This is a genomic window from Rhodococcus globerulus NBRC 14531, assembly GCF_001894805.1.
Lineage (GTDB): Bacteria > Actinomycetota > Actinomycetes > Mycobacteriales > Mycobacteriaceae > Rhodococcus_F > Rhodococcus_F globerula.
In genome coordinates this window covers 1,061,967-1,077,886 of sequence record NZ_BCWX01000002.1, presented here as the reverse complement: position 1 = coordinate 1,077,886, position 15,920 = coordinate 1,061,967, and the positions used below count along the sequence as shown (strand labels likewise).

The window sequence follows — 15,920 nt, the reverse complement described above, 5'->3', positions numbered from 1 at the left end:
GAGGGGTGCCGACAGTCTTCTGCACTAGGGCGGGCTGCCCCGACGACAGGGGGCAGACGCGGAGCGGGCTGCCCCAACGACACGCTGTAGTTGTTGGGGAACTACCATCGTTGGCGTGGTGAATCGTGTGTATGCCGGATTTTTGAGCTTGGTGGATCGCCTGCCTCTCCCCTCGCTGAAGACGCAGAAGATCATCGCGTTCATCGTGATCTTGACCCAGGGCGGTATTGCTGTCACAGGTGCGGTTGTGCGTGTGACTGCGTCGGGGCTGGGTTGCCCGACCTGGCCGCAGTGCTTCCCGGGCAGTTTTGTTCCGGTCGGCCATGGTGAGGTCGCGATCATCCATCAGGTTGTGGAGTTCGGAAACCGGCTGCTGACCTTTGTGGTTGTGATTGTCGCGGCTGCGATCGTCCTGGCTGTGACGCGTGCGCGTCGTCGCCGCGAGGTTCTGGTGTACGCGTGGATGATTCCGCTCGGCACGGTCATTCAGGCAATCATCGGGGGAATTACCGTCCTCACAGGGTTGCTGTGGTGGACGGTTGCTATACACCTGGTTGCGTCGATGCTGATGGTGTGGATCGCCACGGTTATGTACGCGAAGATCGCCGAACCTGATGACGCGACCACGCTGATCGTGATGCCGAAGCCGCTGCGCTGGCTCGCGGCACTGAGTGGTGTGGCTCTTGCCGGAGTTCTGGTCGCGGGAACGCTCGTGACGGGTGCCGGCCCGCATGCCGGCGATAAGAGTCTTGACCGGACGGTTCCCCGCCTCGAAGTCGAGATCGTCACCCTGGTTCATCTGCATTCACAACTACTGGTCGGCTATCTGGCCTTGGTCGTCGGTTTGACGTTCGGTCTGTATGCGGTCGGAACATCCGCTGCCGTAAAGAAGCGCCTGCATGTTCTGCTGGTCCTGATTGTTGCTCAGGCGCTGATCGGCGTTGTTCAGTACTTCACCGATGTACCGCAGATCCTGGTGATCCTGCATGTCGCGGGTGCCGGTCTGTGCACGGCAGCAACGGCGGCGGTGTGGGCAGCCGGAAAGGTCAGACAAGACGTTCCGGCGGCATCCGCAGTAGCGGCCTGAAACCACCTGGCGGTCAGCGAACCATCCGGACCCTTGCGGTGTCGCGTCGCTTCCCCACCGGCACGGACGTAGTGGCCTCAGCCAACCCCATGACGGGCATGTTCACGTAGACCGATTCGTGCTGCCCGCTTCCGACGCGGTATGTCTCGTGATAGACGCCCACATCGCCACTCTTGCCGACGCGCCGGTTGAATGCCCTCCACGCCGGCAAATGTGGATCGTTCGGGTTCTTCGCGAACGCTTCGAGGTCGTCGAAGCTTCGCCAGTACTGGATCACGGTAATCGTGCGCCCACCCCAGGACATTCGTGCCCCGAGCATTCCCTTGTCCGGCGATCGCTGCAGTTCTCGAAGCATTCGAGGCATCGCGACAAACGCGCCGATCCACTTGTGGATCTTCCAGAGCTTGTTGAATCTCATGCCGATGATGAAAACCACGAACTGGCCGTCGATGTCCGCGGTGTATCGGCCGTTCTGCACTTGATGTCGATTCATGAGAACCCTTCCATCGCAGTTTGATGTCGCCTCGATACGGATAGTGACACTATCTATAATGGATAGTGCTACTATCCGAACGTGAAGTCAAGGGCAAATCTGTGAGGATCTCCGAACTCAGCGCCCGAAGCGGCGTTTCAGTCGCTTCGATCAAGTACTACCTGCGTGAGGGCCTGCTCACCAGCGGTGAACAATCAGCCACCAATCAGGCCGACTACGGCGACTACCACGTGAGGCGCCTACGACTGATTCGTTCCCTGATCGATATCGGAGGTCTGTCGATATCGAAAGTTCGAGCCACGTTGGCTGCGATGGAAGACGAGACAACCCCGATGCACGATGCATTCGGGGCGGTGATGCACGGACTCGACGAAATTCCGACCGGCGACCTGTCCGCCGATGTCATGGCGGCGTACGACGAGGTACAGGTTTGGCTGAGGCACAGGAATTGGAAAATCGAGGATGACGCTCCGGCGCCGTACCGACTCGCGGAACTCGTCGCGACTCTGCGCCGGTTCGGCTTCCCGGCAGCGGTATCGGATTTCGACAACTCCGCAGACTTCGTCGAGAGAACAGCCGAAGCCGAAGTTCACTACGCTCGATCCATGCCGGATCGCACCGCTGCCGTCGAGACCATGCTCATCGGGACGGTGATCTACGAGCGAGCTCTAGTCGAAGTGCGGCGGCTTGCGCTCGAAGCTGCCAGTTTCCGACTTGATGAAACCAACTAGATAGACCAATTGCGGCGAAGTTCCTGCCATCAGCTGCCGGAATTCGCCGCAATCAGTTTGTTCAGGCGCCGTTGCGGGCCTTCGGGAAGCGCGTCTGGTGGGCAACCCACCCGGCCATCTTCTTGAAGTGGCCGTCGGCCGGCGTGACGATGCTGGTCAGTTCACGTTCCCACTCGGCAACGGTGACGTTGTCGAAGGACGCGACGACGGCATTTGCCGTAGCAAGATCCTTGACCACCTGGTCGCCGAGAATGCCGTCGGCACCCACGAGAGTGATGCGCACTCCAACAACGCCGACGGGCTGAATGACGGCGCTTGCGGTGCCGCCATGTTCGGCGACGAACTTGGTGATCGCTTTGACCGTCGACTTCGGAAGTTCCGGCGCGGTCGCGGACGGTGTGGCGTCCGACTTCTCGGTATCGGTGCTCATAGCTCGACAATACTGGTCGGTAGTCCGGCCGCAACATGAGGCATGGCCTGAGTTGACGCGACCTCAGGTGTAGAACAGACAAGATGCGAGCCATCTATGTTTCCGAGACCGGCGGACCAGACGTTCTCACGCTGTCCGAACAACCCGAGCCCACGATCGGTGCACACGATCTCCTTGTCCGCACCGAAGCCATCGGCATCAACTTCATCGACACGTACTTCCGAATGGGCATGTATGCACGCGATCTCCCCTACATCCCCGGCGACGAGGGAACCGGGATCGTCGAGGCAGTCGGCTCCGAGGTAACGGAGTTCACTGTCGGCGAGCGGGTGGCATGGGCGGCAGCAACCGCAAGCTACGCCGAAAAGGTGGCTGTCGCGTCCACTGTTGCAGTAAAAGTTCCCGACGGTGTCTCTGCGCCGGTTGCCGCGTCAGCACTCCTGCAAGGCATGACCGCGCATTACCTCTCCAAGTCCACGTACCCGATCCAGCCGGGTGACACGGTGCTTGTGCACGCCGGTGCCGGCGGCGTCGGATTGATCCTCACGCAGATGGCAGTGAGTCTCGGCGCCAAGGTCATCACAACGGTGTCGTCAGATGCCAAAGAGCAACTGTCCCGCGAGGCCGGTGCGTCGGAGGTTTTGCGATACGAGGACGACATCGCGGCCCGGGTACGTGAGTTGACCGGCGGTGAAGGTGTCGCTGTGGCCTACGACGGGGTGGGTGCAACGACGTTCGATGCAAGCCTGGCGTCGGTACGAATCCGCGGGACCGTCGCGTTGTTCGGGGCCGCAAGTGGCGCTGTGCCGCCGGTTGATCCGCAGCGGCTCAACAGCTCAGGTTCACTGTTCCTGACACGGCCGACGTTGGCTCATTACATTCGCACGCCGGAGGAGTTGCGGTGGCGGGCCGGCGACGTCTTCGACGCCATCGCTGCGGGCACCTTGAAGATTCGGGTGGGTGCGCAGTATCCGCTGGCAGATGCTGCCCAGGCTCATCGTGATCTGGAAGGCCGGGCAACTACGGGATCAATCGTGCTGATTCCGTAGGTTCGTGGCTGCAGGCGGTCAGCTGAACATTTCGCTGATCGTCTGCAGTCCCAGCACCGAGTCGATGGCTAGGCCCACGAACAACACGGACAGGTAGTTGTTGGACTGCAAGAACAGCTTGAGGGGCTTGACCTCTGCGCCGCCGCGGACTCCGCGGTACAGCTGGTGAGCGAGGAGCAGGAACCAGGCACCGGCCAGCAGAGCAACGATCGCGTAGACGAGACCGGCTGCGGGAACGAGAATCAGGCTGGTGACAACCATTGCCCAGCTGTAGAACAGGATCTGCTTGGTGACGTGCTCTTCGGTGGCGATGACCGGGAGCATCGGGACGCCGGCAGCCTTGTAGTCCTCTTTGTAACGCATCGCGAGAGCCCACGTGTGGGGCGGCGTCCAGAAGAAGATGATCAGGAACAGAACGAACGGTTCCCAGCTGAGCGAACCGGTAACAGCGGCCCAACCGACCAAGACGGGCATGCAGCCTGCGGCGCCGCCCCAGACGACGTTCTGCCACGTACGACGCTTGAGCACCATGGTGTAGATCAGGACGTAGAACGCGATGGTGATGACAACGAGGACACCGGCCAGCAGGTTGGCGCGCCACCACAGCCACAGGAACGACGCCAGTCCGAGCGCAAGACCGAAGACCAGCGCGTTGCGCGTCGGGACGGCTTCTCGGGCCAGCGGGCGCTTGGCAGTGCGCTTCATGACCTTGTCGATATCCGCGTCGACGACGCAGTTGAGGGAGTTCGCGCTCGCGGCGCCCATCCATCCACCGAACAAGGTGCTCAGCACCAACCACAGGTCGACATTTCCGCGATCAGCCATGAGCATCGCCGGAATTGTTGCCACCAGGAGCAATTCGATGACTCGCGGCTTCGTGAGCGCGATGTAAGCCAGAACCTTCCCCATTGCGCGACCCAGAACGGTGTTCTGATTGGTCGCCCGCGGGGCTGCTCCGGGGCTGCCGAAGCCATGTCCGCTCGGCTGTTGCCCTGTCCGCACGTTCTCTCCTTGCACCACGCGTTACCGCACTATCTCTTCACGACACACTGCTGACACTTTTCTGGACTATCGCATTTGCTACTACGGACGATGGTAGACCGCGGTCATCGTGGAACCGAATCGACCCGGACAGCCAGGACCATTAGGCTAGGTGACGCAGCGGAGGGACACCTCTCCCTCGCAATCCACGTACACAATGTCAGGAGACATCTGCCAGTGTCGATCACAGACGAGATCCACGTCCTCACACAGCCAGTCCACCCCTCGGACTGGACCGACCTGGACACGAAGGCTGTCGATACCGCCCGCGTGCTCGCCGCCGATGCGGTTCAGAAGGTCGGCAACGGCCACCCCGGAACCGCAATGAGCTTGGCGCCGTTGGCATATACCTTGTTCCAGCGTGTCATGCGCCACGATCCGTCGGATGCAGAATGGGTCGGGCGCGACCGCTTCATCCTCTCCTGTGGCCACTCTTCTCTGACGCTGTACACGCAGCTCTACCTCTCGGGTTACGGCCTCGAACTGGCAGACCTCGAAGCTCTCCGCACGTGGGGCGCCCTCACACCGGGTCACCCGGAGTTCGGTCACACTGTCGGCGTCGAGATGACGACGGGTCCGCTGGGCCAGGGCCTCGCGTCCGCAGTCGGCATGGCAATGGCTGCTCGTCGTGAGCGTGGATTGTTCGATCCGGAAACCCCGGTCGGCTCCTCCCCCTTCGACCATCACATCTACGTGATCGCGTCCGACGGTGACATCGAGGAAGGCGTCACGTCCGAGGCGTCGTCGCTTGCGGGTGTCCAGGAACTGGGCAACCTCATCGTCTTCTACGACGACAACAAGATCTCCATCGAGCACGACACTACGATCGCTCTCGGCGAAGACGTCGGCAAGCGCTACGAGGCATACGGCTGGCACGTTCAGCATGTCGAGGGTGGCGAAAACGTCTCCGGCATTCTCGACGCAGTCGCTGCGGCCAAGGCCGTCGTCGATCGCCCGTCGATCATCCTGCTTCGCACGATCATCGGTTTCCCCGCTCCGAAGAAGATGAACACCGGAGACGTTCACGGGTCCGCTCTCGGTGCCGACGAAGTTGCAGCGGTCAAGGAAGCTCTCGGCTTCGATCCGGCCAAGTCGTTCGACGTCGATGCCGACGCATTGGCTCACGCCCGTGAGGTCGTCTCCCGCGGAGCCGACGCGCACAAGGCGTGGCAGGTCGAGTTCGACGCTTGGGCGTCGCGTGAGTCCGAGCGCAAGGAACTGTTCGACCGCTTGTTCGCCGGTGAGTTCCCCGCCGGTTGGGCCGACGCTCTCCCGACGTACGAACCCGATGCCAAGGGCGTCGCAACTCGTAAGGCTTCCGGTTCAGCGCTTAACGCACTCGGCCCGATCCTGCCCGAGTTGTGGGGCGGCTCCGCTGACCTCGCCGGCAGCAACAACACCACCATCAAGGGTGCAGACTCCTTCGGTCCGTACTCCATCTCCACCAACGACTGGAACGCAAAGCCGTACGGCCGCACGCTCCACTTCGGTATCCGTGAGCACGCGATGGGCTCGATTCTCAACGGCATCGCGCTGCACGGCCCGACCCGCCCCTATGGCGGAACGTTCATGGTGTTCTCCGACTACATGCGTCCGGCTGTTCGACTCGCCGCTCTCATGAAGACGGCTGTCACCTACGTGTGGACCCACGACTCCATCGGACTCGGCGAAGACGGCCCGACGCACCAGCCGGTCGAGCACCTTGCTGCTCTGCGCGCCATCCCGAACCTGTCCGTTGTCCGTCCGGGTGACGCCAACGAGACGTCGTTTGCCTGGCAGGCCGCCCTCGAGCACAAGACGGGCCCGACCGCTCTGGCACTTACCCGCCAGGACGTCCCGGTTCTCGAAGGCACCAAGGAAAAGGCAGCCGAGGGCGTCAAGCGCGGTGCATACGTGCTCGCCGATGCCGCCAACGGTGCTCCCGAGGTCATTCTGCTGGCCACCGGTTCCGAACTGCACCTCGCAACCGAGGCTCGCGAAACCCTCGAAGCTCAGGGCGTCGCAACGCGTGTTGTGTCGGTTCCGTGCCTCGACTGGTTCCTCGAGCAGGATCAGGCATACCGCGACGAGGTCATTCCTCCGGCCGTGCGTGCCCGCGTATCCGTCGAAGCCGGTATCGCAATGCCGTGGTGGCGCATTCTCGGCGACGCCGGCCAGGCCGTCTCGCTCGAGCATTACGGCGCTTCCGCCGATTACAAGACTTTGTTCCGGGAGTTCGGCATCACCGCCGACGCGACTGTCGAAGCCGCGCAGCGCTCCCTCGCCGCTGTGAAGGGATGATCTCGATGACACAGAATGTGAACACCGAAAAGCTGTCCGCCGCAGGCGTTTCCATCTGGCTTGACGATCTTTCGCGAGATCGCATCCAGTCCGGAAACCTGCAGAACCTGATCGACACCAAGTCCATCGTGGGTGTCACCACCAACCCGTCGATCTTCCAGGCAGCCCTGTCCAAGGGTTCGGACTACGACGCGCAGGTCCGCGAGTTGGCCCAGCGCGGCGCCGATGTCGACGCCACCATCACGGCGGTCACCACCGACGACGTGCGCGCAGCGTGCGACATCCTGGCTCCGCAGTTCGAGGCGTCGAACGGCGTCGACGGCCGCGTGTCCATCGAGGTTGATCCTCGCCTGGCACACAACACCGACGCGACTGTCGCGCAGGCCGTCGAACTGCACAAGATCGTCGATCGCCCGAACGTCCTCATCAAGATCCCCGCGACGCTGGCCGGCATTCCCGCCATCGCCAAGGTGATCGGTGAAGGCATCAGCGTCAACGTCACGTTGATTTTCTCGGTCGAGCGCTACGAAGCCGTCATGGGTGCATACCTCGACGGTCTGGAGACCGCGAAGGCTGCGGGCCGCGACGTTTCGTCCATCGAGTCGGTGGCGTCGTTCTTCGTTTCCCGCGTGGATTCCGAGATCGACAACCGCCTCACGGCGATCGGCACGCCGGAAGCTCTCGAGCTTCGTGGCAAGGCTGCACTCGCAAATGCTCGTCTGGCATACAACGCATACCAGCAGGTCTTCGAGGTGCAGCCGCGCTTCCAGGGACTCCTGGCTGACGGCGCCAAGGCCCAGCGTCCGCTGTGGGCGTCGACGGGCGTGAAGAACCCTGACTACCCGGACACTCTCTACGTCACGGAGTTGGTTGCACCCAACACGGTCAACACCATGCCGGAGAAGACGCTCGACGCACTTGCCGACCACGGTGAGATCACGGGCGACACCGTCTCGGGCACCGCCCAGGAGTCGCAGGCAGTGTTCGATCAGCTCGCAGCCGTCGGCATCGATCTCGCGGACGTGTTCAATGTCCTCGAGACCGAGGGTGTCGACAAGTTCGAGGTGTCGTGGAACGAGTTGCTCGACGCGACTGCCGAGCAGCTCCGCGCAGCAACCCAGAAGAGCTGAGCCTGTGAGCGATTCCGCGGCGGCATCAGATTGGGTCAACCCCCTCAGAGACAGCACGGACAAACGTCTTCCGCATATTGCCGGGCCTTGTGCCCTGGTGATTTTCGGGGTCACCGGTGACTTGGCGCGGCGCAAGCTGATGCCGGCCATCTACGACCTAGCCAACCGAGGGCTGCTGCCGCCCGGATTCGCTCTGGTCGGGTTCGCCCGGCGCGACTGGACTGACGCAGACTTCGCACAGGTAGTTCTGGACGCCGTCAAGGACGGTGCTCGCACCAAGTTCCGGCAGAGCGTGTGGGAGCGGCTGGCGGACGGCATCCGATTCGTCAAGGGCAACTTCGACGATTCCGAGGGCTTCACGAACCTGGCCGACACTTTGGCCACACTCGACACCGAGCGGGGAATCGGTGGAAACCACGGCTTCTACCTAGCGATCCCGCCGGATGATTTCCCGCAGGTTCTCGAGCAGTTGTCGTCGTCCGGGCTTGCCCAGGCAGAAGAAGGCCAGTGGCGACGCGTTGTCATCGAGAAGCCGTTCGGTCACGATCTCGAAAGTGCTCGTGAACTGAACGCTGTGGTCAACAAGGTGTTCCCCGAGGACACGGTATTCCGTATCGACCACTACCTCGGCAAGGAAACGGTTCAGAACATCCTGGCTCTGCGTTTCGCGAACCAGCTGTTCGATCCGATCTGGAACGCGCACTACGTCGACCACGTTCAGATCACGATGGCCGAGGACATCGGTCTCGGTGGCCGCGCCGGATACTACGACGGGATCGGCGCCGCTCGCGACGTCATCCAGAACCACCTGCTGCAACTGCTGGCGTTCACCGCGATGGAAGAGCCCATCAGCTTCGAGCCGCTCAACCTGCAAGCGGAGAAGATCAAGGTCCTCTCCGCCACCAGGCTCGCCGAACCTCTCGACGAGACCACCGCCCGTGGCCAGTACACGGGCGGCTGGCAGGGTGGTCTCCCGGTTGTCGGGCTTCTCGAAGAGGACGGCTTCGCGGCTGATTCCATCACCGAGACGTATGCGGCCATCACGCTTGAGGTCGACACTCGACGTTGGGCGGGTGTGCCGTTCTACCTGCGCACCGGTAAGCGTCTGGGTCGCCGGGTCACGGAGATCGCCGTGGTCTTCAAGCGTGCGCCTCACCTACCGTTCGACAAGACCATGACCGACGATCTCGGCCAGAACGCATTGGTCATCCGGGTGCAGCCCGATGAAGGCGTGACCATGCGCTTCGGGTCGAAGGTTCCGGGATCGAGCATGGAAGTACGCGACGTCAACATGGACTTCTCGTACGGCCAGGCCTTCACCGAGTCTTCACCCGAAGCCTACGAGCGACTCATCCTCGATGTCCTGCTCGGCGAGCCGTCGCTGTTCCCGGTGAATGCCGAAGTCGAATTGTCTTGGGAGATCCTCGATCCCGTCCTCGAGCATTGGGCTGCCGGCGGCAAACCGGACCCGTACGAGGCCGGTACCTGGGGACCGGAATCTGCCGACGAAATGTTGAACCGCACCGGACGCGAATGGAGGCGACCCTAGTGATTCTCGATTTGCCGTCAACCACCACGGTCCAGGTCAGCAAGAAACTGGTCGAGGTACGCAAGACCGGCGGCGCTGTCACGTTGGGTCGTGTGTTGACTCTTGTTGTCTGCACCCGCGACACCGGCAACGCCGAAGAAGCGATCGAGGCAGCCAACGAAGCAAGCCGCGAGCACCCGTGTCGCGTCATCGTGCTGCTGCGCGGCGACGAGCAAAGCGAACCACGCCTCGACGCTCAGATCCGCGTCGGCGGCGACGCCGGCGCCTCGGAAGTTGTGGTGCTACGTCTCTACGGTCCGCTGGCAGATCACGAGAGCAGTGTTGTCATCCCGTTCCTGCTCCCGGACACACCGGTAGTCGCGTGGTGGCCGCTCGAGGCTCCCGCGATTCCGGCCAAGGATCCGGTGGGCAAGCTCGCCGTCCGTCGTATCACCGACGCCACCGGTGCACCCGATCCGACGGCAACCATCAAGGGGCGGCTCGCGTCGTACACCGCCGGAGACACCGATCTGGCGTGGAGCCGTGTAACTTACTGGCGCGCGCTGCTGGCGTCGGCGCTCGATCTGCCGCCACACGAAAACGTCACCTCTGCTGTGGTGTCCGGCCTGAAAACCGAACCCGCACTGGACATTCTGGCTGGCTGGTTGGCTGCGAAGACCGGAGTTCCGGTATACCGCCGCACCGGCGCACTGAATGTCGAGTTGAAGCTCGAGACGCGCAGCATCTCCATCAGCCGCCCGCAGGAGGGCACAACTGCAACGCTGATCCGGACAGGTCAGCCGGATGCGCTTGTGTCCCTTGGTCGCCGGGAGACACGCGATTGCCTCGCCGAAGAACTGCGTCGACTCGATCCTGACGAAATCTACGAAGAGGCGCTGACCGGCCTCGAGAAGGTGACATATGAGTGATGTTGTCGTAGAAAAGTTTTCGGACGCGGGCCAGTTGGTCGATGCGGCCGCCGCACGTTTGGTAGACACCATCGTCGAGGCTCAGAAGGCTCGCGGCGTTGCGTCCATCGTTCTGACCGGCGGCGGAACCGGCATCGCACTGCTCGAAAAGTTGCGCAAAACTCCCGGTGATATCGACTGGGCGCAGATCGACCTGTACTGGGGCGACGAGCGTTTCCTCCCGGCCGGCGATCCGGAGCGTAACGAGGTTCAAGCGCGCGAGGCGCTACTGGATCATGTTCCGGTCGATCCGGATCGGGTACATCCGATGGCTGCGTCCGACGGCATCTACGAAGGCGATCCAGACGGCGCGGCAACAGCGTACGAGCAGTTGCTGGGCGCGCAGGCGCACGGCAAGCAGGTCCCCACATTCGACGTACACCTGCTTGGCATGGGCGGCGAGGGACACATCAACTCTCTGTTCCCGCACACCGACGCGGTTCGTGAAGAGTCTCGTTTTGTGGTCGCGGTGACGGACTCCCCCAAGCCCCCGCCGGTCCGCATCACTCTGACTTTGCCCGCCGTTCAGCGCGCGAAGGAAGTGTGGCTGCTCATTTCCGGCGCGGCAAAGGCTGAAGCTGTTGCTGCTGCCGTTGGCGGCGCTGCAGCGGTCGACTGGCCATGTGCCGGCGCCACAGGATTGGTTGCCACCCGGTGGTTCCTCGATTCGGACGCTGCCTCGCAGTTGCCCTGATCTGAGATTCACTCCGGCCGGGAGTCGTCTTCGGGCGACTCCCGTGCCGGTGGAACTTCTGTGGCCACTCCCCCACGACGGCCGCTACGCACAATCGCTAGCCTGCTCGAATTTCTTCGTGCCACAACCGAACTCATCGGCGTGACACCGTTTCTCCACTCGGCACTCTGCCCGACACAACGATTCATGTTCCCCCCCGGTCCATGTTCTTGAGCACTCATGAATTTTGACGCGCCCAGAGCGCTTTCGGTTCCTCCTGCGTTTCGAGGCCTTGAACGTGGCAGCGCCGGCGAGCAGAATCGGACAATGGCGTGGACACCTCAACGTGATGCCCTACGCGGGCGTGTAGCTGTTGTTGCCGGGGCAACGCGGGGCGCTGGACGCGGAATCGCCGCAGCATTAGGCGAGGCGGGCGCCACGGTTATCTGCACTGGACGGAGCACGTCCACCGGCATCCTTCAATCGGACTACCCGCGGAGCGAAACCATCGAGGAGACCGCCGCTCTGGTCACCGAATTGGGTGGCGTCGGAGTACCGATTGCCGTCGATCACCTCAAGAGCACTCGAGTTGCTGATCTCGCTGAGCAATTACGCACCGACTACGGACATATCGACGTCTTGGTCAATGACATCTGGGGCGCAGAGTTACTCAAGGGTGGACCGGCGGAGTGGAACACTCCGGTATGGGAACACGATCTGGACAAAGGCTTTCACATCTTGCGCCTGGCGATCGACACCCACATCACCACGTCGCATCATCTGCTGCCGCTCATGATCGATCGGCCAGGTGGACTGGTTGTCGAAATAACCGATGGCACTACCGAATACAACGCCTCGAACTATCGCATCTCGGTGTTCTACGACTTGGCAAAAGTGTCGGTGAACAGGCTCGCATATTCGCAGGGCCATGAACTAGGCCCGTTCGGATGTTCCGCCGTTGCCATTACTCCGGGTTTCCTGCGATCGGAGATGATGCTCGATAATTTTGGTGTCACAGAATCGAATTGGCGCGACGCACTACTGCCGAATCGGGATGGGCCGACTGCGCCACCTGATTTAGCTCGTTCCGAGTCGCCGAGATTTGTCGGACGCGCAGTGGCCGCCCTTGCCGCCGATCCGAATCGGGCCCGATGGAATCAACGATCTGTCAGTTCAGGTGAACTCGGAGCAGAGTACGGGTTCCCCGACATAGATGGTTCGAGGCCCAACTTCTGGCAGCCGAAGCCGGACTAATCGACGGCACGATGGTCGTCGCGCTTGTCCTCGACCTCACGCAATGACCACCCTTGAACAAAGCGCTTCGCGTTGACCAAATATGCACGAAGGTGGGTAGTCAATCTCGAGATTTCCCAAGGTTCCAGATTCGCCATACCTAATGGTCTCATTTCAGAACGCGTGGGTAGATCGGGGGCCTGACCCATCACTCCGGTTTGATGAACCGAGCTTCGACCGTCGGCGAAACTGGGATGAGGTGGACAATCCGTTCAGTGACCGGCAGCTCCCGGATGGCAGTGATCGCCTCCCACTTAAACGCGCCACACTCATTTGTCGGCAGGTCCGGAGCGAGCAGTCCCAGGCCTTGATCGTCGACGAGCCACACAATCGGAGGAGTCGGCTGGTCCACAAAGCAGGTGCGCATTTCCGGCGGTGTATCTGATGGAAGCCGGTAGCCTGCAATAACGGCGTCCATATCGCCCTCGCGTCGTTCCTCGACCCACGACACTGAGTGCTCTACGACGCCAGCGCTCCAGTCACCCTCACATGTGACCACTCGGACGGGCACAAAATCAGCCGGGATCGGCCGCGGTTCTGGAACCGGTGCTGCTGCCTGCGGCAAGTCCGAGAATCCGAGAAGATTGCCGGCCAGGCAGGTTGGTTCCACCAGGCCAGGCACATTCACTCGCGACGTCGGTGGCGCAACGTCGTCCGCGTTGTTGCTCGGCGCACCACATCCCACTAACAAGGCGACGGCCGCAACGCCCAGCAATTCCCGTGAACACCGCATAAGGCACCATACTGCTCAATCGATTGTCGAATGCACAGTCGACAACGCTCGATGACGATATGTTCGACACGTGACCACAGAAAGCCCCGAGACGATCGACCAGTACATCGCGTCCTTCCCGATCGATGTGCAACCTGTGCTCGAGAGCGTCCGTCAGACCATCCACGAAGCAGTCCCCGGCGTCGGCGAAACCATCAGCTACCAAATGCCGACCATCACGGTCGACGGCAAAAGCCTGGTGCATTTTGCCGGATGGAAACACCACATTTCGATGTATCCACTCCCCGAGGGCGACGCCGAATTCGAGAAGGCAATCGACCCGTATCGATCAGCCAAAGCGACGGCGAAGTTTCCGTTGAACAAGCCGATCCCGCTCGACCTCGTCGCGAGGATTACCGAATTGCTCGCGGCCAGACACTAACCCGGTTTCCCGAAGGCTTCCAACATCCGCGCGCGAATTGTGCATCCGCGCGGTTGATCAACCGCGCGGATGCACAATCCCCCTGCGGCAGCGGCGGTATCGAAGATTCGGCTCTCCGGAATGGGTCAGTAGCAACCAAGGGCGAACGCCGTCTATCGGACAGTCGCGATTCCGGCCAGGATGAGATCGATGCCGGCAAGAAATTGGTCGCGGTCGTCGTGATCACGCAACTGCGGTGCCACCTGACGTAAGAACGGGTACTCGGCTGAGTCGAGTTGTTCCCACCCTGAGGTGATTGTCGCGAGGAAGGCCGATCGATCCGTCTCGCGTGCGTGAAGGCGGGCCCCTGCGGCATACTGTCCGGCCAGGCCGAGGACATAGTTCACGAGTGCGGAAGCGCAGTCGAACTGCGCGGATTCGGGAACTCCGAGTTCTTGGAGTTGCCGGCCAACGCCTTCGAATATCTTCAGCACCGCGGACTGCCACGGCTCACGAGAGAGCTGGGTGCCGACCCACGGGTGTGCGTCGATCGCGTCGAAGACCTCGAGAACCGTAGTGCGGATGGTTTCCCGCGGCGTCGCCCCTGGGACGACGCCGGTCATGACACGTGTGATGACGTCGGTGGTCGTCGCTGCAAGCAGTTCGTTCTTGTTTGCAACGTGCCAGTAGATTGCGCCACTTCCGGTTGCCAGGCGAGACGCCAACGCGCGAAATGTCAGCGCGCCCTCGCCCTCGGTGTCGAGGATCTCGATCGCGGCCTCGACGATTCGCTCTTTCGACAGTGCATCCGTGCGTCGTTCGTTCCGCTGCGACTTTGTGTCCATCTGTCCATCTTGACATATCTGGAACACTGTTCCAAGATCGACAATGGAACAACGTTCCAATTTCATTGAAAGGAATGAAGACCATGACAACTCCAGTCACGATCATCGGAGCCGGCCTCGGCGGCCTCACCCTCGCGCGTGTCCTACACGTTCACGGCATCGCTGCAACGATCTACGAGTCGGAACCCTCTGCCGAAGCCCGCACGCAGGGAGGTCAGCTCGACATCCACGAAAACAACGGGCAACTCGCGCTCGCAGCGGCCGGTCTCACCGACCAGTTCCGCGCGATCATCCACGAAGGTGGCGCGGCTTCACGGATACTCGACCAACACGGTACGGTGCTGCTCGACGAACCGGACGACGGCACCGGTGGACGCCCCGAGGTGCTTCGCGGGGATCTTCGCCAGATCCTGCTCGACTCACTACCTGACGGGACCATTGAGTGGGGGCGGAAAGTGTCCAGTGCCGTTTCCCTCGGCGACGGCCGGCACGAACTCACCTTCGACGACGGCACAACCGTCACTACCGACCTTCTCGTGGGCGCCGACGGCGCGTGGTCGAAGATTCGACCTCTACTCTCCGACGCCACACCCGAGTACGTGGGCACCGTATTCATCGAGACATACCTGCACGATGTTGACGAGCGACACCCTGCGACAGCCGACGTAGTCGGCGGCGGCGCTCTGTATGCGCTCGCCCCAGGTAAGGGAATCACCGCGCACCGCGAGTCCGGTGGCGTCATTCACACGTACGTTCAACTGAACCGGCCCGCCGAGTGGATTGCGAGCATCGACTTCACCGACACAGCCGCATCGATCGCCCGAGTCGCAGCCGAATTCGACGGGTGGGCACCAGAACTCACCGCGCTCATCACCGCGGGCGAAACCGCGCTGATCTCGCGTCCGATCCACGCACTCCCGAATGATCACCAATGGGACCGTGTTCCAGGAGTGACGCTCCTCGGTGACGCGGGGCACCTGATGGCGCCGTCCGGCGAGGGAGCGAACTTGGCAATGTACGACGGCGCCGAACTCGGGAAGGCGATTGCAGCGCATCCAGACAATCTCGAAGAGGCACTTGCCGACTACGAAGCGGCGATGTTCTCCCGCAGCCAATCGGAAGCGGCGGACGCAGACGTGATCCTGAGAATCTGCCTGGGCGACCGCGCTCCGGTCTCACTCGTCGAGTTCTTCACCGCCCCACAGCCTGCGCATTCGTAACGCTTATCGGTCGTCGCAT

At 62.0% G+C, this 15,920-nt stretch carries 17 protein-coding genes; 11 read left to right on the top strand and 6 right to left on the bottom strand.

Annotation, left to right across the window (positions count from 1 at the left end; genetic code table 11):
- The first annotated feature begins 115 nt into the window (after window positions 1–115).
- Window positions 116–1,087, top strand: coding sequence for a COX15/CtaA family protein (locus tag RG2_RS13660; protein WP_172935494.1), 972 nt, complete (start codon window positions 116–118; stop codon window positions 1,085–1,087).
- A 13-nt stretch (window positions 1,088–1,100) separates the two neighbouring features.
- Here RG2_RS13660 and RG2_RS13655 read toward each other — a convergent pair whose 3' ends face one another.
- Window positions 1,101–1,580: a DUF4188 domain-containing protein gene (locus RG2_RS13655; RefSeq protein ID WP_033232109.1), complete on the bottom strand. Its 480-nt coding sequence runs from the start codon at window positions 1,578–1,580 to the stop codon at window positions 1,101–1,103.
- 101 nt (window positions 1,581–1,681) lie between these two features.
- Between RG2_RS13655 and RG2_RS13650 the strand changes: the two genes are divergently transcribed.
- On the top strand, window positions 1,682–2,311 hold the full coding sequence (locus tag RG2_RS13650; protein ID WP_033232240.1) for a MerR family transcriptional regulator: 630 nt from the start codon (window positions 1,682–1,684) through the stop codon (window positions 2,309–2,311).
- Between the two features lie 61 nt (window positions 2,312–2,372).
- On the opposite strand, the gene RG2_RS13645 is transcribed toward RG2_RS13650, so the two are convergent.
- Window positions 2,373–2,741 (bottom strand): hypothetical protein, encoded by a 369-nt coding sequence (locus RG2_RS13645; RefSeq protein WP_033232110.1) that lies wholly within the window; start codon window positions 2,739–2,741, stop codon window positions 2,373–2,375.
- An 83-nt stretch (window positions 2,742–2,824) separates the two neighbouring features.
- Between RG2_RS13645 and RG2_RS13640 the strand changes: the two genes are divergently transcribed.
- A complete protein-coding gene (locus RG2_RS13640) occupies window positions 2,825–3,790 on the top strand; it encodes a quinone oxidoreductase family protein (RefSeq protein ID WP_033232111.1) in 966 nt (321 codons plus the stop codon).
- Window positions 3,791–3,808: 18 nt separating this feature from the next.
- Here RG2_RS13640 and RG2_RS13635 read toward each other — a convergent pair whose 3' ends face one another.
- Window positions 3,809–4,792: a heme o synthase gene (locus tag RG2_RS13635; RefSeq protein WP_033232112.1), complete on the bottom strand. Its 984-nt coding sequence runs from the start codon at window positions 4,790–4,792 to the stop codon at window positions 3,809–3,811.
- Between the two features lie 216 nt (window positions 4,793–5,008).
- Here RG2_RS13635 and tkt point away from each other — a divergent pair, with 216 nt between their 5' ends.
- The 6 genes from tkt (at window position 5,009) to RG2_RS13605 (ending at window position 12,664) form a co-directional block, all read left to right on the top strand.
- Window positions 5,009–7,111: a transketolase gene (gene tkt, locus RG2_RS13630; protein WP_033232113.1), complete on the top strand. Its 2,103-nt coding sequence runs from the start codon at window positions 5,009–5,011 to the stop codon at window positions 7,109–7,111.
- 5 nt (window positions 7,112–7,116) lie between these two features.
- Window positions 7,117–8,241, top strand: a complete 1,125-nt coding sequence (gene tal, locus RG2_RS13625) for a transaldolase (protein ID WP_033232242.1) — start codon at window positions 7,117–7,119, stop codon at window positions 8,239–8,241.
- Window positions 8,242–8,245: 4 nt separating this feature from the next.
- The gene (gene zwf, locus RG2_RS13620; protein ID WP_033232114.1) at window positions 8,246–9,790 is read left to right on the top strand and encodes a glucose-6-phosphate dehydrogenase; all 1,545 of its coding nucleotides are present in this window, start codon (window positions 8,246–8,248) and stop codon (window positions 9,788–9,790) included.
- Window positions 9,790–10,698 (top strand): glucose-6-phosphate dehydrogenase assembly protein OpcA, encoded by a 909-nt coding sequence (gene opcA / locus RG2_RS13615; RefSeq protein WP_116538796.1) that lies wholly within the window; start codon window positions 9,790–9,792, stop codon window positions 10,696–10,698. Before zwf ends, opcA begins: the two co-directional genes overlap by 1 nt.
- Window positions 10,691–11,431, top strand: coding sequence for a 6-phosphogluconolactonase (pgl, locus tag RG2_RS13610; protein ID WP_033232116.1), 741 nt, complete (start codon window positions 10,691–10,693; stop codon window positions 11,429–11,431). Before opcA ends, pgl begins: the two co-directional genes overlap by 8 nt.
- A gap of 306 nt (window positions 11,432–11,737) precedes the next feature.
- Entirely contained in the window at window positions 11,738–12,664 is a 927-nt protein-coding gene (locus tag RG2_RS13605; RefSeq protein ID WP_033232117.1) for an SDR family oxidoreductase, read from the top strand.
- Here the strand turns inward: RG2_RS13605 and RG2_RS31805 are convergent.
- Window positions 12,661–12,801, bottom strand: a complete 141-nt coding sequence (locus RG2_RS31805; RefSeq protein ID WP_155276677.1) for a hypothetical protein — start codon at window positions 12,799–12,801, stop codon at window positions 12,661–12,663. The two genes, RG2_RS13605 and RG2_RS31805, sit on opposite strands and share 4 nt — an antisense overlap.
- A gap of 50 nt (window positions 12,802–12,851) precedes the next feature.
- Complete coding sequence (locus tag RG2_RS13600) at window positions 12,852–13,436, bottom strand: hypothetical protein (RefSeq protein ID WP_033232118.1); 585 nt, start codon at window positions 13,434–13,436, stop codon at window positions 12,852–12,854.
- 70 nt (window positions 13,437–13,506) lie between these two features.
- Between RG2_RS13600 and RG2_RS13595 the strand changes: the two genes are divergently transcribed.
- Window positions 13,507–13,857 (top strand): iron chaperone, encoded by a 351-nt coding sequence (locus tag RG2_RS13595; RefSeq protein ID WP_033232119.1) that lies wholly within the window; start codon window positions 13,507–13,509, stop codon window positions 13,855–13,857.
- 152 nt (window positions 13,858–14,009) lie between these two features.
- Here the strand turns inward: RG2_RS13595 and RG2_RS13590 are convergent, their stop codons facing one another.
- Window positions 14,010–14,681 carry a TetR/AcrR family transcriptional regulator C-terminal domain-containing protein gene (locus tag RG2_RS13590; protein WP_033232120.1) on the bottom strand — a complete coding sequence of 224 codons (672 nt, stop codon included), beginning with the start codon at window positions 14,679–14,681 and terminating at the stop codon, window positions 14,010–14,012.
- A gap of 83 nt (window positions 14,682–14,764) precedes the next feature.
- On the opposite strand from RG2_RS13590, the gene RG2_RS13585 reads away from it, so the two are divergent.
- On the top strand, window positions 14,765–15,901 hold the full coding sequence (locus tag RG2_RS13585) for an FAD-dependent oxidoreductase (protein ID WP_033232244.1): 1,137 nt from the start codon (window positions 14,765–14,767) through the stop codon (window positions 15,899–15,901).
- The last annotated feature ends 19 nt before the right edge of the window (window positions 15,902–15,920 follow it).

What these genes read in the sequence shown, in the direction of transcription:
- RG2_RS13655 (WP_033232109.1), bottom strand. Translation starts at nt 1,580, where the DNA reads ATGAATCGACATCAAGTGCAGAACGGCCGATACACCGCGGACATCGAC.
- RG2_RS13645 (WP_033232110.1), bottom strand. Translation starts at nt 2,741, where the DNA reads ATGAGCACCGATACCGAGAAGTCGGACGCCACACCGTCCGCGACCGCG.
- RG2_RS13640 (WP_033232111.1), top strand. Translation starts at nt 2,825, where the DNA reads ATGCGAGCCATCTATGTTTCCGAGACCGGCGGACCAGACGTTCTCACG.
- tal (WP_033232242.1), top strand. Translation starts at nt 7,117, where the DNA reads ATGACACAGAATGTGAACACCGAAAAGCTGTCCGCCGCAGGCGTTTCC.
- pgl (WP_033232116.1), top strand. Translation starts at nt 10,691, where the DNA reads ATGAGTGATGTTGTCGTAGAAAAGTTTTCGGACGCGGGCCAGTTGGTC.
- RG2_RS13605 (WP_033232117.1), top strand. Translation starts at nt 11,738, where the DNA reads ATGGCGTGGACACCTCAACGTGATGCCCTACGCGGGCGTGTAGCTGTT.
- RG2_RS31805 (WP_155276677.1), bottom strand. Translation starts at nt 12,801, where the DNA reads ATGGCGAATCTGGAACCTTGGGAAATCTCGAGATTGACTACCCACCTT.
- RG2_RS13600 (WP_033232118.1), bottom strand. Translation starts at nt 13,436, where the DNA reads ATGCGGTGTTCACGGGAATTGCTGGGCGTTGCGGCCGTCGCCTTGTTA.
- RG2_RS13590 (WP_033232120.1), bottom strand. Translation starts at nt 14,681, where the DNA reads ATGGACACAAAGTCGCAGCGGAACGAACGACGCACGGATGCACTGTCG.
- RG2_RS13585 (WP_033232244.1), top strand. Translation starts at nt 14,765, where the DNA reads ATGACAACTCCAGTCACGATCATCGGAGCCGGCCTCGGCGGCCTCACC.